We start from the raw sequence: 18,168 nt of genomic DNA, 5'->3' as shown, positions 1-18,168 counted from the left end.
TCGATTCTTTCATAACATCATGCTAATGGAGGTATATTGTGCAAACGAATGCGACGATTACAATCGACTGCAACAGGCCTAAAGAGCATACGGTCAATCCCTATCTTTTCGGGCATTTCGTCGAAGATATCCGCGACCATATGGAAGCGATGCTGGCTTTTCCTTTAAGAGACATGGATTTCGAGAGCGAAAAGGCCGGAGAGATCGCCGTTTCCGGAAGCTGGCTTCCTTATACGAACGGCAGAAACACGCAATATGCGCTGGAGGCGCCGGCCCAAAGGCATTCGGGCCGCGCACAGCGCATCCGGATTTTAAGCGACGACGAGGCTTATGCGGGCATTGCGCAAAGAGCCGCGCTGAAGGGACCGATGGCTTACACAGTCAAGATCGTTGCCCGTGCATCCGTTGAGCTCCGCTATCTGATCGTGGACGCGGTGGATCGGCGGACGGAGGAACTTCTCGGGCGTGTGCAAATAGAACTGGAAAGCCATAACTGGCAGGAATACGAAGCAAGCTTGACGGTTTCACGGAATTGTTCCGACGCGGAGATTCGCGTTTATGTTCCGGAAGATCATCCCCGCTGGATCGATCACGTATCAACAGGCATGCTTTGGCTCGATCACGTGTCTTTGCTTCCTGAAGACAGCATGGGCATGGTGAAACGCGAAGTGATGGATATGACCAGGCCTCTGAATGCGGGAATGATGAGGCTCGCGGGAAATTACATCAGTGCCTACCACTGGGAACACGGCGTAGGTCCTGTTTTGGAGCGGCCCGTGATGTACAACGAAGCTTGGGGAGGATGGACCAGCAAGTACTTTGGTACGGACGAGTTTATCCGATTTTGCCGGGAGCTGCAGGTGGAACCGTTAATCTGCGTCAACGACGGATCCGGTTCGCCGGAGGAAGCCGCTAATTGGGTGGAATATTGCAACGGTAGCATCGACACGCCGATGGGAGCCTTGCGGGCGGCGAACGGTCATCCGGAGCCGTATAAAGTTCAGTATTGGGAGATCGGCAACGAAGTGTGGGGGCAGTGGCAAGTGGGCACTTGTTCCGCTGACCAGTTCGCCGAGCGATGCAAGACATTTGCACTAGCGATGAAAGCCGTTGACCCTTCGATTGCGATTTTGGCTTGCGGACACACCGATCCGGAATGGAACAAGCCGGTGCTCGAAGTAGCAGGCGAATACATCGAATATTTGACGATGCATTTATACCACGGCTTCGGACGTTTCGGAATGAACCGGGATACGCCGGCGGAGGAGCGATACAAAGCCATCGCGACATTCCCGGAATGGACCCGCAAAGATATCGGGCAAGCGGTGGAGCTTATTCGCGCAAATCCGAAGACCCGCCATGTGAAGCTCGCCATTACGGAATACAACACCATGTATTATCCGAACACGAACCGGAAAGGTCTGCCGGACGAACATACACTGGGGGCAGCTGTCGCGAATGCCGCTAATCTGAACGAAATGCTTCGTTCAAGCGACATGGTGCACATCGGCAGCTTCTCCGATCTGGTGAACGGCTGGCTCGGCGGATGTATACGCGTGGGCGACTACTACGCCGATCAAAACAGCGGCAAGATCTCCGGCTGGAGCGGACTGCCTCTCACGGTGTACGGAACGCCGACGTATGAAGTGTTAAAGCTATACGCCAATCGGGGAATCCGGCGGATCCTGCCCGTGGATACGGAGTGCGGCACCTTTTCCGTGCAGTCGCCGAAACAGACACCGGTGGGACTTGATGAACTTCCCGATTTGGACGTTGTGGCCTGTACGAACGAAGACGAAAGCGCCATCACCTTGTTTATCGTGAACCGTAGCCTGCATGAGGTGAAGGCCAAACTTGCGCTCCAATCCTTTGATTTTTCCGGGGAGACCGTCCTGCATGAGATTACGGGGGATTCTTTTGAAGACATCAATTCCGTATTCGAGCCGGATCGAATCGTTTGTACGACCCGAAGCGTCTCCGCTTCCGAATGGAAGGACGGATATCCTTTACGGAAAACTTCAATTTATGCAGTCGAGATCAAGTCAGCGCAGAAAGCAGGAGGAAAGAAATGACGACCAAAGCGTATATCAAGGATTATCCCAGACCCCAATTCGTACGCAAGGATTGGACGAACCTGAACGGAGAGTGGAACTTCCGGTTCGACGACCCTAACACGGGAGAACGGGAAAATTGGCAGGAGAAGTTCACGGAAACGCATAAGATCAACGTCCCTTTTACGTACGAAACCAAGATGAGCGGCATCGGAGCGGAAGAATTTCACCCGAATGTTTGGTACAGCAGACAGGTACTTATTCCAAAAGAAGCTGAGGGCAAACGGGTAATCCTGCATTTTCAAGCGGTTGATCACGTAGCCAAAGTATGGATCAACGGCAAAATGGCCGGGAGTCATCAAGGCGGGTATGCGGCATTTTCCTTTGATATCACGCCTTACCTGGTCTTCGGATCCGAGAATCAAATTACGGTAAAAGCGGAGGACAGCGACAGCTGCACCCAGCCGCGCGGCAAACAACGGTGGACGAAGGACAATTTTGAATGCTTTTACGTCCAAACGACGGGGATTTGGCAGACTGTATGGCTTGAATACGTGGAGGAACAACGGCTAGAGTCGGTTAAAATCACGCCGGATATCGACCGTAATATCGTACGCTTCGATTATGAGGTGAACGGGGTGCCAGCGGCTGGCGATTTGAAGCTGGAGGCTATCGTTACTTTGAAAGACAAGCCTGTAAAACGGGTAAGCTTGGCGATTGATCGTCCTTGCCTGACGGTGGAAGTCGATCTTATCCACGAGGCTAACGGACCATGGAAAAAAAGTCTGTGGTCTCCGCAACGTCCGAATCTCTACGATGTCGAGTTTGTCCTGACCTTGAACGATCAAGTGGTGGACAGGGTGTTTTCCTATTTCGGGATGAGAAAGATTTCGATTGAAAAAGGCAAGGTGCTGCTGAACAATGTTCCGATCTACCAAAGATTGATTTTGGACCAAGGGTATTGGACGGACAGCCATTTGACGCCGCCAAGCGAGGAAGCGCTCATCGAAGATATCGGCAGAATGCTGGAGATGGGCTACAACGGCGTACGCAAGCATATGAAAATCGAAGACGCCCGTTTTCTCTATTGGTGTGACGTCAAAGGCCTGCTGGTATGGTCCGAAATGGCCGCAACCTTCGAGTTCCATGATCGGGCGGTCGAAGCGTTTACGAAGGAATGGGTGGAGATCGTTCAGCAGCAGTATAACCACCCCAGCATCATCACTTGGGTTCCGTTCAACGAATCATGGGGGATTGCGTCCATCCTTCGCGACCCGAGACAGCAGAAATTTACCGAGGGCATTTATCATTTGACCAAATCGATCGATCCGTACCGTCCGGTCATCACAAACGACGGCTGGGAGCATACCGTATCCGACATTTTGACGCTGCATGATTACGTGGAGACCGGCGACGGATTTATGAAACGGTATTCCAATCTGGAGGCGGTCCTCTCTTGCGAAACGACCTGCAACCAATGGAAATATGCCTTCGCGGAAGGATACGCCTACCGGGGACAACCGATTATCATCAGCGAATACGGCGGCATCGCGTTCCAATCGGACAAAGGTTGGGGCTACGGCCATCAGGTCTCTTCCGAAGAAGAATTTACGGCGCGTTTCGAGGGGTTGACCAAGGCGATCAAAAGCGTCGATGCGATCGTCGGTTACTGTTATACGCAGCTTACCGACGTTCAGCAGGAGATCAACGGTCTCTTGTATGAAGACCGCAGCCCTAAACTCCCGCTTGATAAAATTAAAAAAATCAATATGGCATAACCGCACGACGCAAAGCAACCGGAGCCAAAAGAGAACCTGTTTTTCTTTTGGCTCTTGCCATATGACGGGAAGAGGGTGATAGATTCGTTCTCACGCAGGACGCGATACAGAACCATGCTGCGCCTCAGGTGAATTTGAAATGAAGCCAGAGTCAAGCCATCACCGAAGGTACATCTTCAGAAAAAAAGGGAGGAAATTATGAAGTGAAAACGATGCGATGGTTATTTTTGTTAGCGGTTACATTTTCTCTTGTCGCTTCCGTGCCGACGGAAACGCATGCCTATCAAAATCCGCGATCACTGCCGGGCGAGTGGGAGCAGTACGGGCTCGGCGATCCCTACGTTATGAAATTTAACGGGTATTATTATTTGTATGTGAGCACGAGAGACACGGACGACGGTGTCAAGGTGTGGAGCTCCCGGGACCTGGTGAACTGGTCCTATCGCGGTTTGGCGACAACGGACCCGATTACTCATGGCGCGTACGCCCCTGAGGTCGTTTACTGGAACGGCAAGTTCTATATGTACACTTCTCCCGCCGGAAAAGGCCATTACGTCCTCAGCAGCACGAGTCCGACCGGACCGTTCGAAGTCGTAACCGGCAATCTTGGCAAAACGATCGACGGCAATGTGTTTATCGACGATGACGGCTCGTTCAGCTTTTTTCATGCCGGGCAGGGCCGCATCGATGCGGCGCCGATGAGCAGTCCGACCACCATTGGAACAAGCTCGCCAACGGGAATCGGCATGGGGGGCTGGACCGAAGGGCCGACCGTCTTCAAACGCAATGGAAAATATTATATGACTTATACCGGCAATCACGTATTCAGCAAAGGCTACCGGGTTGATTATGCCGTTAGTACAACGGGGCCGCGGTCCGATTATGTGGCCGACAGCCTGAACCCGGCTTTGATCAGTACGGAAGGGCCAATCGTAGGTCTCGGCCATAATTCCGTGGTGATCGGTCCCAATCTGGACACGCATTACATGATTTATCACAATTTGGAGGGCCCTGGCGTTATCGGCCCGCTGCGCCATTTGAACATGGACCGCATCGTTTGGAACAACGATAAGATGATCGTACTCGGTCCAACCACGACACCGCAGCCTGATCCGGAAATGCCTGCGTTTTACGATTATTTCGATCGCCCTTCGATCGGAAACGGGTGGACCAATGTGAACGGAGGCCATTGGGGGATCTACAATCAAGAGCTGATGTGGCAGGATTCGGTCGGCGATACCACCTGGCATAAACAAATTTCGGCAGCGGCGAGCGCATTCGATTACACGGCTGAATTCAATATGAAGGAAATGAAGCGGGGCGCTTCCGCAAGCCCAAGATACGGCGCCACCTTTTCATATAAAGACGAGAACAATTTCGGGGTAGCGATGCTTAGTTCGAAAAACAACCGCCTCGCCACGTTTTTCCGGATTAACGGCGTGGACCAAGCGTGGCAAACGTTCGACCTGCCCGCAGGTTTCGATTATTCGAAGTGGCATACGATCCGCGTTGAAAAATCCGGATCCACGTTTAAGTTTTATGTGGACGGCATGCTGAAAGGAACGCGTACCGCGAACCTGGGTGGAGGCAAAATCGGGGTCCTGACGGAAGACACGCATGCGGATTTCGGCTATGTCGCTTTCAGTAACGACGTAAACGGAAGCAGCGCATGGGATGCTTACAAACCAGTTCCAGGCACGATCGAAGCGGTGCATTATATGAAAGGAGGCGAAGGGGTCGCTTATCATGATACCACCACGAATAATATCGGAGGCGCGTACCGCAATGATGCCGGCGATATTCGTCTGGGCGGCGAAGGCCTGTTCAATCTGGGCTGGAATCAAACCGGTGAATGGTATAAGTATAAAGTCAATGTGGAATCCAGCGGTTATTACGACATCGATTTCCGCATGGCCACCACGATGAGCGGCGTTCAAATCCGCTTGTGGGACGGATCGACGGACTTAACCGGGATCATTGACGTTCCGAATACGGGAGATTGGGAAAACTGGCGTACCGTATCGAAGAAAGGCGTCTATTTGAATGCTGGACAGCGGGAGCTGAAGGTTGAGTTCGTTAAAGGCGAGGCGGATTTTTCGCGGATGACGTTCCATAAAAACGCAGGCGTCACTGCCATTAGCGATAATTTCAACGATGGCAATGACGACGGATGGACACGCTTTGAAGGAACCTGGGCCGTGGAGAACGGCGAGTATAGCTCGGGAAGCAGCACGGGGCCTGCCAAGACGACGATCGGAGACGCAAATTGGACGGATTATACGGTCGAAGCCGACGTCAAGATGATCGACTCGGGAGGCGACGGGGGATTGCTCGTCAGGGTGTCCAATCCTTCCCACGGCACGGAGCGGGGGCAAAACAACTTTGACGCATTGCAGGGATATTACGCCTACTTGACGACAAGCGGCGTGAATCTTGGCAAGATGAATTACAGTTGGAATTTCATCAAAGGATCGCCGCAGAAGTACGCGACGGACACCTGGTATCATATGAAAGTGGTCGTAAAAGATACAAACATTAAAATCTACGTCGACGATATGAATCAACCGAAAATCGATTATACCGACAACAGCCTGAACCCGTTCACGCATGGCAAAGTAGGCTTCAGAACGGCCGGCAAGCATACGCATTTCGATAACTTCAAGGTTTATCCTTAACAGGTCGGTGGTTTTGCGGGGAATCGTTTCAGAGATACCGATTTCAAAAAACCAAGAGCGTGTCATTCGCTCTTGGTTTTTTTTAAGCTCACGACACTGTCGGCAGATGCTGTTTCAGCAGCATCATCAATTGAATGACCATCTCCTCCGCAGGATAAGGCATGGAATTCACGATCCACCATTCAACCAGGCCGGTAATCGCCGAAGCTAGGAATTGCACGGTGATCTCCCGATTCATCCCTGCAGGAAGGCCGTAAAGATTGATTTGTTCCTCGGCTCCCTTCATGATGTATGCCATGATCTGGCTTCGGAACGCATGGGTTCCTTTTCGGGTCAAAAGCGTTACATAAATGTGCGCGTTTTGTTCCAAATATTCAAAGGTTTGAAGCAGCGGACCTTCGGACGAAAGCAGGGATGTGTCTTTCTTTGGCATGCAGCTTTCGTACAACTGCTTCAAATAGGTGTCGATGCACTGATCCAGCAAGTCGTATTTGTCCGTGTAATGCAAATAGATGGTTCCGCGGTTTACATTGGCCCGGTCGGCAATTTCGTTGATCGTGATCTGCTCGATTTTTTTCTCCTTCAGTAGTTCGACGAAAGCTTTGAGAATCGCTTCCTTCGTTTTCGGGATCCGTCTGTCCATCGTTTCTCCTTTCAATTTTTTTGAACATATCGGGTCGATTTGTTGATTTATCGACAAATGCATGGATATTACCGATTGAAGCGATCCTGACGCATTGCTATGCTAAGTCTAATCAACAAACGTTGATAAATCAATATATGTTTAAAAATGAGCAATCGGAGGAAAACATATGAAAGTATTGGTATTTGGGGCTGGCGTGTTGGGCAGCTACTTGGCCCATGTTCTGGTACGGGGCGGACATGACGTTACTGTATTGGCCAGAGGAAAGCGAGCGGAGGAGCTGGAGCGGAACGGGGTCGTCATCCGTCATTATTTTCAGCGCCGAACGACCATCGATCAGGTTCGTGTCATTCGGACGCTGGAAGAGGATGAGGGCTATGATCTCATCTTTGTGGTGATGACCTATTCGGATTTCCCGTCCGTCCTGCCTATTCTGGCTGCCAATCGGAGCCGTCATATCGTTTTGGTAGGCAATAATGCGGATGCCCGCAGGCTGCAAACGGAGCTGCAAAACATGAGCCGAATGGAAAAACAGGTCGCTTTCGGTTTCCAGATTAGCGGCGGCCGCCGGGAAAACGGACGCATCGTCTGCATCCGCGGAGGCGGGCAAATGGTGCTGGGCGGGCTTGACGGTCCGATTCCTTTTCGGCCTTTGCTGGAAAAGGCATTTGGTGCGGTCAAATATAAACTGATCTTTCACGAAGATATGGATGCTTGGCTGAAAAACCACATCGTGCCGATTATAGCGTTAACTTCAGCCTTGTTTGCCAAAGGGGGCAGGCTAAGAGAGCTTGCGAGGGATAAAGAAATGCTCAGACAGATCATTGCGGCCATTGGCGAAGGTTTCGATGTGCTGGAAGCATTGGGATACATGATGACGCCGGCAAGCCAGGCAAAGCTTTTTCGCAAAAATAAACGCACAGCCTATCTCATGCTGAAAATCTATCATCTCCTGCCATTTTCCCGATTCTTCGACGGTTCCTATGACGAAATTGCCTCTTTATTCGAAGCGTTTGGTGAATGGAAGCGGAAATCAGGCATTCCGACGCCCCGCTTGGACGATCTTGAAAGACGTCTGCTTGGGAGCAGATGATCGGACCAGCCGATAGGCATCGGGTGTGCAGGTCCAAATTCGCCGGCCGTTGAGGTTGAGCAATCTGCGAGAAATGAATCCCAGGCAATGTTGATATAATGGATTCATCATACTCTTGGAGGTGGATTTTGGTATGGGCGAGATTGTTCTAACCATGCAGGTGTCGTTGGACGGGATTGTCTCGGACGAGCACAAATGGATGACTTTGAGTGAGGAGATTTTCGAAAATTATCTGGAATATTATAAGACGATCGATACGATCATCGTCGGCAGAAACACATATGCTTCTCTCGCCGATTATTGGCAGCAGGCGGAGAACTCTTCCAAAAATTCGTTGGAACGGGCTATCGCCAAAAAAATGAATGACGTCCCTAAAGTCGTGATCTCGCACTCCGATGTGGAATTAAGCTGGAGAAACTCGGAGTTATGGTTGGTCCATGACCATCAGTCACTCGCTGAAAAACTTGAAGTCCGGAAAAAAGAGTCGGGACGGATATCGGTTGAGAGCGGGGTTAGGACATGGCAATCCTTTATCGAACACAACCTTTACGATGAACTATGGTTGCTTGTCCATCCCGTCATCGCAGCCGCGGGTGAACGTTTATTCGCATTGGCCGGACAACAGCACCCCCTCCAATTAACCGACGCTAAAACCTATTCAAACGGTGTCGTTGGGTTACTTTACAAAAAATAATCGACCCTAAAAAGAAGGACGGTGGAATCATTCGCCCTTCTTTTTTAATGGAATAAACAATCTTCCCATAAGGTTTGAAGTGGAAGGCCTCGTTCTGCTTTGGCTCACAATGTTGTTGAGGCATCATTCGCCCCAAGAATCTTTTTTATTAGAATTCAAGTCGAAAACGGGCAATGGAATCAAAAAATGCTTATTGTACCGAAAAGAGAGAGGGCTGATAATGAGGGAAAAGTGGATAGACGACGAATAAGGGCGATGGACGTCCGAAACGGGACGCGAACGAAGGTGAATGAACACTATTTTAATAAACGGAGGGTGTATCCCGATGGGGGAACAACCGAAAACAAGGAGCAAGCTCCTGTTATTCGAGGAGCCGGCGAATAAATGGGATGAAGCGTTGCCGATCGGCAACGGCCGGCTGGGCGCTATGGTATACGGTCAGCCGGGCCGGGAGCAGCTGCAGCTGAACGAGGATTCCGTATGGTACGGCGGGCCGCGGGATCGAAACAACCCCGACGCCAAAGAAAACCTGCCGGAGATCCGCAGGCTTATATTTGAAGGAAAATTAGCGGAAGCAGAGCGGCTTGCCCGGCTTTCCCTGTCCGGCCTGCCCGAAACGCAGCGGCACTACCTTCCGCTCGGCCGCTTGATGCTTGACATTATGCTTCCAAACGGGAAGCTGGAGCAGTATACTCGAATGCTGGATTTGGACAGCGGCACCGTCACCGTTTCCTTCACGCAAGGTGGCGTTGCGTTCAAGCGGGAACTGTTCGCCAGCCATCCCGATCAGGTGATCGTCGTGCGGATGACAGCGGATAGACCGGGCCAAATCGGCTTTACTGCACGCTTGGAACGAGGCCAATGGCGTTACGCCGACAGGACCGGCAGATTTGGAGACGACGCGATCTGGATGGGCGGAAGTTGCGGCGGCGAAGGAGGCAGCCTGTTCGGGACGGTGTTGAAGGCGGCAGCGGAAGGCGGAGCGGTTAGAGCCATCGGCGAGCATCTCCTTGTGGAGAGCGCAGACAGCGTGACGCTTGTATTGGCGGCCGCAACCACGTTCAGGTCCTCCGATCCGATCGGTGACGCCTTAAAAAGGGCGGAAGCCGCCATACATGCCGGTTATGCCAATTTGCTCCAACGTCATACAGACGATTATCGCGCATTGTTTAGCCGGGTATCGCTTTCGCTAGGTCCATTCGACGCTGAACTTGAATCCATGAGCCTGCCGGACCGCATGGAACGCGTGCGCCGCGGCGGAGCGGATCCGGGAATGTTTGCGCTGTACTTTCAATACGGACGGTATCTGCTGATTTCGAGCAGCCGTCCCGGCTCACTGCCCGCCAATCTTCAGGGGATTTGGAATGAGGATTTCCTCCCGCCGTGGGACAGCAAATATACGATCAACATCAACGCCCAAATGAATTATTGGCCAGCGGAATTATGCGGCCTCTCCGAGTGCCATGAGCCGCTGTTCGATTTGTTGGAACGGATGCGTGAGACGGGCCGTCACACGGCGAGCGTCATGTACGGCTGCAGAGGCTTTGCGGCTCATCATAATACGGACATCTGGGCGGATACCGCTCCTCAGGATTCATACCTTCCCGCTTCTTACTGGCCGATGGGCGCCGCGTGGCTTTCGCTCCATTTATGGGAGCGTTACCGCTTTACAATGGACGTGGAGTTTCTGAAACAGGCTTATCCCACGCTGCGCGAAGCAGCGCAGTTTCTCATCGATTATGTGACTGAAACTCCAGGGGGCGAGCTGGTGACCTGCCCGTCGGTATCCCCGGAGAATACCTACATTCTTCCAAACGGAGAATCGGGCATTTTATGCGCAGGGCCTTCCATGGACACCCAAATCATCCGCGAGTTGTTTGCAGCCGTTCTTGAAACGGAGGCGATACTTGGAATTACCGGGAAGGAAGCCGCCGGAGGAGAGCTGCGGCAGGTGATGGCCAAACTGCCGCAGCCAAAGATCGGCAGGTACGGCCAACTGCAGGAATGGTACGAGGATGTGGAGGAAGCCGAGCCGGGCCACCGCCATATTTCGCATTTGTTTGCCCTGTATCCCGGCAGCCAAATCACGCCGGAAGGAACGCCGGAACTGGCTATAGCGGCCAGAAACACGCTGGAACGGCGGCTGGCAAACGGCGGCGGCCATACGGGGTGGAGCCGGGCGTGGATCATTAATTTCTGGGCGAGGCTCAGGGACGCGGAAGCGGCGGAAGATCATCTCGCGGCGCTTTTGAAGCACTCCACCCTGCCAAACTTCCTGGATAACCACCCGCCGTTCCAGATTGACGGAAACTTCGGCGGGACGGCTGCGGTAGCCGAGATGCTGCTGCAGAGCCATGCAGGCCGGCTTGATTTGCTCCCGGCTCTTCCGTCCTCATGGTCGGAGGGGGCCGTTAAGGGGCTCCGTGCCAGAGGAGGCTTTACCGTCGACATGGAGTGGAAAGAAGGGGAGCTGACGCAAGCGACCGTTGTATCCACCGTCGGAGGGCCATGTATTCTTCATACACGGCGGCCCGTTGCGGTGAAAAAGGATGGAAAAATGATGCTTCATGAGGAAACCCACGATGGCTGTATCTGTTTTTACACGGAATCGGGAGCAGCCTATAGGATCGAAACGGAGAATTTTCTCCCATCAATGTAACAAAGTATAGGGAAATTCCCGAGATCGATCATCCAACCGTACTTCTTCGAGCGTGATGAAAGAATGATGCTGCGCCACCGACAACTTTCCGACGAAGGGATTTGTCTACCGAGGCGTTCATAATGTATGAAACCGATCTGTGACGGGGCGTAGCACAATGAGAAGGAAGCCGATCCTCTTGAAGGATGGGCTTCCTTTTATTCCGGGGACTGCACTGAAAATATCCGTCTCACAATATATCAATTGGATGTTCGTATATATCATTGTTTAAGTCAGAATGGTCATTTACAATTTTTTTAATTTCGTGAATGACGAAGAAATGAACTTTCGTCATTGAATATCTGGGGGTGATCGCCCAGGGTTCCTTTGCATCTTTGTGAAAACGCTCGCTTTGATTTGTCCAAGTTCGGAGTTCCACTGAATCAACACGAATATGCTGGGATTCACGGAGCGAAATGCCGGGAATTCGCATAACGAAGGGAGACGTTAACCATGCTTCGAATCGTAGAAGTTGAAAACGGATTGGTCCAAGGGCTGCCGGCAGCCGACCCCCGCATCACAAGCTTCAAGGGGATCCCGTTCGCCGCTCCGCCCGTAGGCGACAACCGGTGGCGTGCCCCGCAGCCCGCCAAGGATTGGGAAGGCGTGCTTAAGGCGTATGAATTCGCGCCGATCTCGATGCAGGTGAGGCAGGAGATCGACGAAAACAATATCTATACCCGGGAGTGGGCCGTGGAACCGGATATCGCCATGGACGAGGATTGCCTCTACCTGAACGTATGGACACCGGCCAAACACACCGATGAAAAATTGCCTGTCTATGTATGGTATTTTGGCGGTGGGCTTCAGGTCGGCCATACGGCTGAAATGGAGTTCGACGGCGAACGAATCGCCAGGAGAGGGATCGTGGTCGTCACGATCAACTACCGCCTCAATGTGTTCGGATTTTTATGCCATCCCGAAATTACGGCGGAAGCGCCCGAAGCGCCGGCTAACTTCGGCAATCTGGATCAGCAGGCGGCCACAAGATGGGTCAAACGCAATATCGCGGCTTTCGGCGGCGACCCGGACAACATCACGATCGGCGGTCAGTCTGCCGGCGGCGGCAGCGTGATGACCCAGCTGACTTCGCCCCAGAATGAGGGTCTTTTTCAGAAGGCGATTATTCAAAGCGGGATATATACGAAGCTATACCCGGGAACTCGCATGCCTCCGCTTCGAAGTCGTTTGGCCGAAGCAGAACAGGACGGCGTGAAGTTTTTTGAGTATCTCGGCGTATCTTCGCTTGCGGAAGCCCGGCGGCTGGATGCAGTGACTCTCCGCGACAAGGCTGTGCAGTACAAGGGATTCTGGGGCACCGTCGCAGATCAGGTGTTCAGCGTAGGCAACCCGTTTGAATTGTTTCTTGAAAACAAGCGCTGGAAGGTGCCGGTCATGTTTGGCCACACGTCCTCCGAGTTTTTCAGCGTTCCGGACGTTGATACGCCTGAAGACTTCAAGAAGCTGGCTGTTGACATGTTCGGTGAAGATGCAGATGTGTTCCTGGGGCTATGTGATGCCCAGTCGGCCGACATGGATGAGATCAAGAAGAAGGCCTCGGTGAGCGGCATCGAATATGCCATCCGCATAGCCGCACAGGCCAATGCCGATACCGGCTTCGGAACCCCTTTGTATTATTACAATTTTGATGCCGAGATCCCTGGCTGGGATCATCCGGGTACCTTCCACTCGGTGGATCTCTGGTTTTTCTTTGAAACGCTGGCTAAATGCTGGAGGCCGTTTGTTGGCAAACATTACGATTTGGCCCGCCAGATGTGCAATTATTGGGCCAACTTCATCCGTACCGGAGATCCGAACGGGCTGGATTCAACCGGAGAGGAGATGCCGCGATGGGAACCTTATACCCCCGAAGCTCCGTATGGAATGCTCTTTGCCGATCGGGCCGAATTTTTCCGAGAACAGCCGAGCGGGATCATGAAGTTTCTGGTACACCAATATTTCAAGAAAAACAGGCCCGCCCTGCAGCCGAAAGTTTAGATGAGGTGTATTCGAATCTCAACCTTTTGTTTGCTCTTGGAATGATCTTGGCGTATAACCTGTCATCTGTTTGAACTGCCTGCAAAAATGCTCCACATTTTGATATCCGCAGCGGAAAGCGACTTCAGCAACGCTTTGGGTGCTATGTATTAAATATTCTTTGGCCAACCGGATCCGGCAGTTGATGACGTCTTCCATGCAGGATACTCCAAAGGTTTTTTTGTAGATGTTTTGCAGATAGCCCGGACTGATTCCGAGATCATCCGCCATTTTCGAAACCGTCCAGGTATCGCCCGGATCGTTCTGAATGGCGGTTCGAAGTTTCAATAAGTTATAGTACTGAGGCGTAATGCGTTCATGAAAATAAGATTCCAACAGCTTGTTGAACAGCGTCCGAAGCAAACAGTCGATGGAAGAAGCCCTGTAATCCCGATTAAAGTTGTGTTCGATGGTTAACAGTTCAAACAGCTTGCGGCAGTAGTCCGGATCATCCAAGGAAAACGGGATTCCGAACGGCAGCGGCGATTCCGTAATGTAGGGTTCATTGGATTCGAAGCGGATCCAGTCATTGACGAATTGATCGGCGCATGCTCGATAATAAACTTTCTGTTTCGGGCGATAGAGGACAACGCTATGCGTAGGGTATTCCTTAAGATCTCCATTGACCCAGAATTGCGCCGGAGTCTTGGTGACGACAAGGAGCCAGTGATGACCCACGGGAACATCGATAACAAAATTGCTCGGGTGCGTTGTGTTGCACTCAACAAAATGAATACGGGCCAATCCTTATCCCTCCCTGGAAGTATGTCTCTACTATACCATAGGGAGGGAAACATGAACGATAGAGGAGCGGGCGGCTCTAAAACCCCGGGTGTACAGAAAACAGCATCAGCCGGGAGATTGACAGTGAGATGTTGCTATCATTTCTTACAGGTCGTCTTTCGATGGAATCACTTCTGATCAGGAAGCCTCTCCTATTTGGATAGGTTTCTTTTTTGAGCATTTTCCTGTTAAAGTCGGCGAAGTTCAGGCAGGGCGCAAATGCGAGAGTCGGAAAGGAAATAGAATTGTATTTTTGATAGCCCAAATGATGTTTAAAACTTACAAATGCCATTTAGATTATCCATGGTTGTTTTCCGGAAATCCATTTAACATGATCCATGTGCTTGCTGTTTCATCGGAAACCACCGGCTTCGGAACCGATTCTATCGGTTATCATTCGGCATGCGCATGCAAGCTCATTTTTGAAAGCGCTGTACTTTGAAGTGCAGCGTTATCCAAAGGGGGATATTTATGAGGAAGCGTAAGACGATGGTGCTGGTTTGGTGTTTGGTTTTGATCCTAATGGCCTCTTGCAGCAGCGGTTCAGGACGAGGCGCAACCAACCCGGATTCAAGCGGCGGGAATTCCGCCGAGGGAAGCACGGATGCACCCGCGAAGCCGGATGAAAAAGAAGCGGGTGGTACGACGGAAATGGACTTTGATATGGGCGGCCGGACGATCAAATGGGTGTCATGGTACGACGAATCGATCAAAGAAGATAATCCGGACAATATCAAGAAGAAGCAGAACCTGGACGAACTCATGAAAAAGCATAATTTTAAAATGGAATACGTCATCATCGACTATGCGGAGTACGTGAATAAAGTGACGTCATCCCTGTTGGCGGGAGAGCCGATCGGCGACATCATCCGGATGGCAAGACCTTGGATGATTCCGACGCTCGTGAAGCAGGATTTATTCTCCCCGGTGGATGAATACACGAAAAATCAGAACGTGTTTATTCAGCAGTACACGAACGATTATTCGCAGTTTGAGGGCAGGGGCTACGGGTTCAGGGCAGGCATCAACGGCGCTTCGTCGGGTATTTTTTATAACCGGACCTTGATGGGGAAACTCGGCCTCAAGCCGCTGCAGGAATACGTGAACGAAGACAACTGGAATTGGGAGACGTTCATCCAAGTTGCCAAAGAGGCGAACAAAGATACAAACAATGACGGCAAGCTGGATATATGGGGGCTCACTTCCGCTTCGATTTTAGTTCAGGCTTTGGCGGCCAACGACGCAAATATCGTTTCGGAGGGTAAACAAAATCTTGAAGATCCCAAAACAAAAGAAACCTTAAGCTTCATATCCCGCCTCGCAACGGAACACATCGCCAGGCCTACGGAAGGGGGCGATTGGACCGAACCCGGCCAATTTTTCCGTCAAGGGAACACGTTGATGTATGCCGGAAGCGATTATGAGATGGATGGGTTTAAAAAAGATATGCCCGATTTGGATATAGGTTTTCTGCCTTTTCCGAAAGGGCCCAGCGCTACCGAATATCACTCCCATCTTACGATACCCAATTACTTGACGATCCCGAAGGCGGTCGAACATCCCGAGCAATTGGTGTACATCTATGAAAAAATCAACGATATCGAGTCCATCTACGACTACCCGAAACAGTCGACGCTCGAAACGTTGTTCAAAAACGAAGACGATATCCATAATGCCAAAATGGCAGGGGAAATCATCAACGTCGTCGACGGCAAAGACGGGTATCCTTCCATGCCTTATTATGAGCTTGTCGGAGAAATCCTTGAAGGAAAATCCGTTTCCACGGTCATCGGGAAATATAAAGAGCCGTTTCAGGCTTCGATCGATGAAGTTTGGAAAAAGTAGCATTATGTATACCGTTCAGCATAGAAAAGTTCCGAGGCAGGGACTCCTCCTTAAAGATGCTTCTGCCCCGCCTGCTTTCTGGCAGCGGATGGAGGGTAACCCTTCATTTCCTTGAACAACTTGCTGAAATAATAAATATCGTCGATTCCGCACATCTCCGCCGCGTTTTTCACCGTAAAATCGCCGGATGACAGCATCATTTCGGCATTGTTGATGCGAATGCGTTTGACATACTCCTTGATCGTCGTACCGGTACTCTGCTTAAAGAGCCTGCCCAAATAAACGGGATGCAGCTGCAGCGATTCCGCCAATTCGGCGATCGAGAGATTTTCCGAGTAATGTTCTGCAATGTATTCGGTTAATTTCTTGATCCGCGGATCGATCGGCATGGGAGCTTTTCGGTAATAGTTGCTGAGCAGACGGTGGAGGATGAGTTCGAACAAGGCGCGAGCTTGAATGTGGTAAAACGGTTGCTTGCTCATCCATACATGGTTGAATTCGCGAATATATCCCAGAATCTCCTTGGTGATCACTTTCTTCGTGACGCCTTTAAACGGGAGATGAATATGATTATGCGGTTCGGCCCAAAAAAAGTTGAACGGATACGAATGCATGGGGAACTCCTTGAACGTATGGGCTTCCCTGATGCTTCCTTCCGGAACGTAAACAAGGTCGCCTGCTTCGGCAGTGAATTTCTCTCCATTAATATAGTAATTCGCCTTGCCGTCCACAACAAACGTTAGATCGTGAAAATCGATTTTCGCTTTTTGGATCGTCCACTCGGGAAAACATCTGCGGTCTATGAATAGAAAAATATTCGGAACAAGATGGGGATGATGTTCAATTTCCAAGGATACCGCCTCCTATAAGCTAATCATAGATTTTGCTTCAGAAATTTCAAGAGAAAAAAGCAATTCATTCCGTTCATCAATGAAAGGGGGTTTGTCATGATTACATTAACTGGATTCGCGGATGAGATTTCAGCGGATTTGGAAGAACAGCTGGACGTACTCGAATCGGAAGATATTCGTTATCTGGAGCTGCGAGGGGTCTGGGGAAAAAACGTATTGCACTTAACCGAAGAGGAAACGGCAAAGATTAAAGAACGACTGACCCGGCGGGGATTCGGCGTTTCCTCGATCGGCTCCCCCATAGGAAAAATCAAAATCACCGACGATTTTGATTCTCATTTTGCGGATGCCGAGCATGCCATACGGTTGGCGGTGTTTTTTCAAGCCAAGTATGTCCGCATATTTTCATTTTATATTCCGGACGGAGAACATGATAGATTTCGAGAGGAAGTATTCAGTCGCTTGAAACGGCTCGTTCAGCTGGCGAATGATGCCGGAATCGTTCTGCTCCATGAGAATGAAAGCCGTATTTACGGCGATACGGGGGAACGCTGCCGGGACATCCTGGAGGCGGTTTCATCGCCTGGCTTGAGGGCCGCCTTCGATCCCGTGAATTTCGTGCAATGCAAGGTAAAACCCGTGTCCGAGGCCTACCCGCTGCTTGCCGAATATATTTCGTATATTCATGTCAAGGATGCACTAATGGACAATGGATCGGTTGTCCCTGCCGGCGAGGGAGACGGGCAGACGCATTTGCTACTCCAAGAACTGAAGCGGACGGGATATTCCGGATTCATGTCTTTGGAACCCCACCTACAGGCAACCGGAAGATATGCGGGGTTTAGCAAACCCGAATTGTTCGTGGTAGCCGCCAAAGCCATCAAACGGCTGCTGGCTGAACAAGAAATGAAGTGGAACTAACACGTCGCATGACGATCATAGGCGAACGTATCCGTCAAGGGACGGGTTGGTCACCAGGCTTCCCATGATTCATATAAGCGCAGTGTTCGTCTTAGCAAG

12 protein-coding genes are annotated in these 18,168 nt (G+C 51.1%); 9 read left to right on the top strand and 3 right to left on the bottom strand.

Annotated features, from left to right (window positions below; all coding sequences use genetic code 11):
- The first annotated feature begins 38 nt into the window (after nucleotides 1–38).
- The 3 genes from RJP21_RS16360 (at nucleotide 39) to RJP21_RS16350 (ending at nucleotide 6,504) form a co-directional block, all read left to right on the top strand.
- Nucleotides 39–2,072 (top strand): alpha-L-arabinofuranosidase C-terminal domain-containing protein, encoded by a 2,034-nt coding sequence (locus RJP21_RS16360; protein ID WP_310860206.1) that lies wholly within the window; start codon nucleotides 39–41, stop codon nucleotides 2,070–2,072.
- Complete coding sequence (locus RJP21_RS16355; protein ID WP_310860205.1) at nucleotides 2,069–3,829, top strand: glycoside hydrolase family 2 protein; 1,761 nt, start codon at nucleotides 2,069–2,071, stop codon at nucleotides 3,827–3,829. Before RJP21_RS16360 ends, RJP21_RS16355 begins: the two co-directional genes overlap by 4 nt.
- 212 nt (nucleotides 3,830–4,041) lie before the next feature.
- Nucleotides 4,042–6,504, top strand: a complete 2,463-nt coding sequence (locus RJP21_RS16350; RefSeq protein ID WP_310860280.1) for a family 43 glycosylhydrolase — start codon at nucleotides 4,042–4,044, stop codon at nucleotides 6,502–6,504.
- 88 nt (nucleotides 6,505–6,592) lie between these two features.
- On the opposite strand, the gene RJP21_RS16345 is transcribed toward RJP21_RS16350, so the two are convergent.
- Nucleotides 6,593–7,147 (bottom strand): TetR/AcrR family transcriptional regulator, encoded by a 555-nt coding sequence (locus RJP21_RS16345; protein WP_310860204.1) that lies wholly within the window; start codon nucleotides 7,145–7,147, stop codon nucleotides 6,593–6,595.
- 169 nt (nucleotides 7,148–7,316) lie between these two features.
- Between RJP21_RS16345 and RJP21_RS16340 the strand changes: the two genes are divergently transcribed.
- The 4 genes from RJP21_RS16340 to RJP21_RS16325 all read left to right on the top strand — a co-directional run bounded on the left by RJP21_RS16340 (nucleotide 7,317) and on the right by RJP21_RS16325 (nucleotide 13,630).
- Nucleotides 7,317–8,240, top strand: coding sequence for a ketopantoate reductase family protein (locus RJP21_RS16340; RefSeq protein ID WP_310860203.1), 924 nt, complete (start codon nucleotides 7,317–7,319; stop codon nucleotides 8,238–8,240).
- A gap of 133 nt (nucleotides 8,241–8,373) precedes the next feature.
- Nucleotides 8,374–8,934: a dihydrofolate reductase family protein gene (locus RJP21_RS16335; protein ID WP_310860202.1), complete on the top strand. Its 561-nt coding sequence runs from the start codon at nucleotides 8,374–8,376 to the stop codon at nucleotides 8,932–8,934.
- A 325-nt stretch (nucleotides 8,935–9,259) separates the two neighbouring features.
- A complete protein-coding gene (locus RJP21_RS16330; protein ID WP_310860201.1) occupies nucleotides 9,260–11,593 on the top strand; it encodes a glycoside hydrolase family 95 protein in 2,334 nt (777 codons plus the stop codon).
- 492 nt (nucleotides 11,594–12,085) lie between these two features.
- Complete coding sequence (locus RJP21_RS16325) at nucleotides 12,086–13,630, top strand: carboxylesterase/lipase family protein (RefSeq protein WP_310860200.1); 1,545 nt, start codon at nucleotides 12,086–12,088, stop codon at nucleotides 13,628–13,630.
- A gap of 18 nt (nucleotides 13,631–13,648) precedes the next feature.
- Here the strand turns inward: RJP21_RS16325 and RJP21_RS16320 are convergent, their stop codons facing one another.
- Entirely contained in the window at nucleotides 13,649–14,413 is a 765-nt protein-coding gene (locus RJP21_RS16320; RefSeq protein ID WP_310860199.1) for a helix-turn-helix transcriptional regulator, read from the bottom strand.
- 510 nt (nucleotides 14,414–14,923) lie between these two features.
- Between RJP21_RS16320 and RJP21_RS16315 the strand changes: the two genes are divergently transcribed.
- Nucleotides 14,924–16,297 carry an ABC transporter substrate-binding protein gene (locus RJP21_RS16315; protein WP_310860198.1) on the top strand — a complete coding sequence of 458 codons (1,374 nt, stop codon included), beginning with the start codon at nucleotides 14,924–14,926 and terminating at the stop codon, nucleotides 16,295–16,297.
- A 50-nt stretch (nucleotides 16,298–16,347) separates the two neighbouring features.
- On the opposite strand, the gene RJP21_RS16310 is transcribed toward RJP21_RS16315, so the two are convergent.
- On the bottom strand, nucleotides 16,348–17,148 hold the full coding sequence (locus RJP21_RS16310; protein ID WP_310860197.1) for a helix-turn-helix transcriptional regulator: 801 nt from the start codon (nucleotides 17,146–17,148) through the stop codon (nucleotides 16,348–16,350).
- A 96-nt stretch (nucleotides 17,149–17,244) separates the two neighbouring features.
- Between RJP21_RS16310 and RJP21_RS16305 the strand changes: the two genes are divergently transcribed.
- Nucleotides 17,245–18,069: a sugar phosphate isomerase/epimerase family protein gene (locus RJP21_RS16305; RefSeq protein ID WP_310860196.1), complete on the top strand. Its 825-nt coding sequence runs from the start codon at nucleotides 17,245–17,247 to the stop codon at nucleotides 18,067–18,069.
- The last annotated feature ends 99 nt before the right edge of the window (nucleotides 18,070–18,168 follow it).

The organism is Paenibacillus sp. VCA1, assembly GCF_031583795.1.
GTDB lineage: Bacteria > Bacillota > Bacilli > Paenibacillales > Paenibacillaceae > Paenibacillus_AQ > Paenibacillus_AQ albilobatus.
Note: the sequence above shows the minus strand (reverse complement) of the source record. Positions and strands in the feature narration are given on the sequence as shown.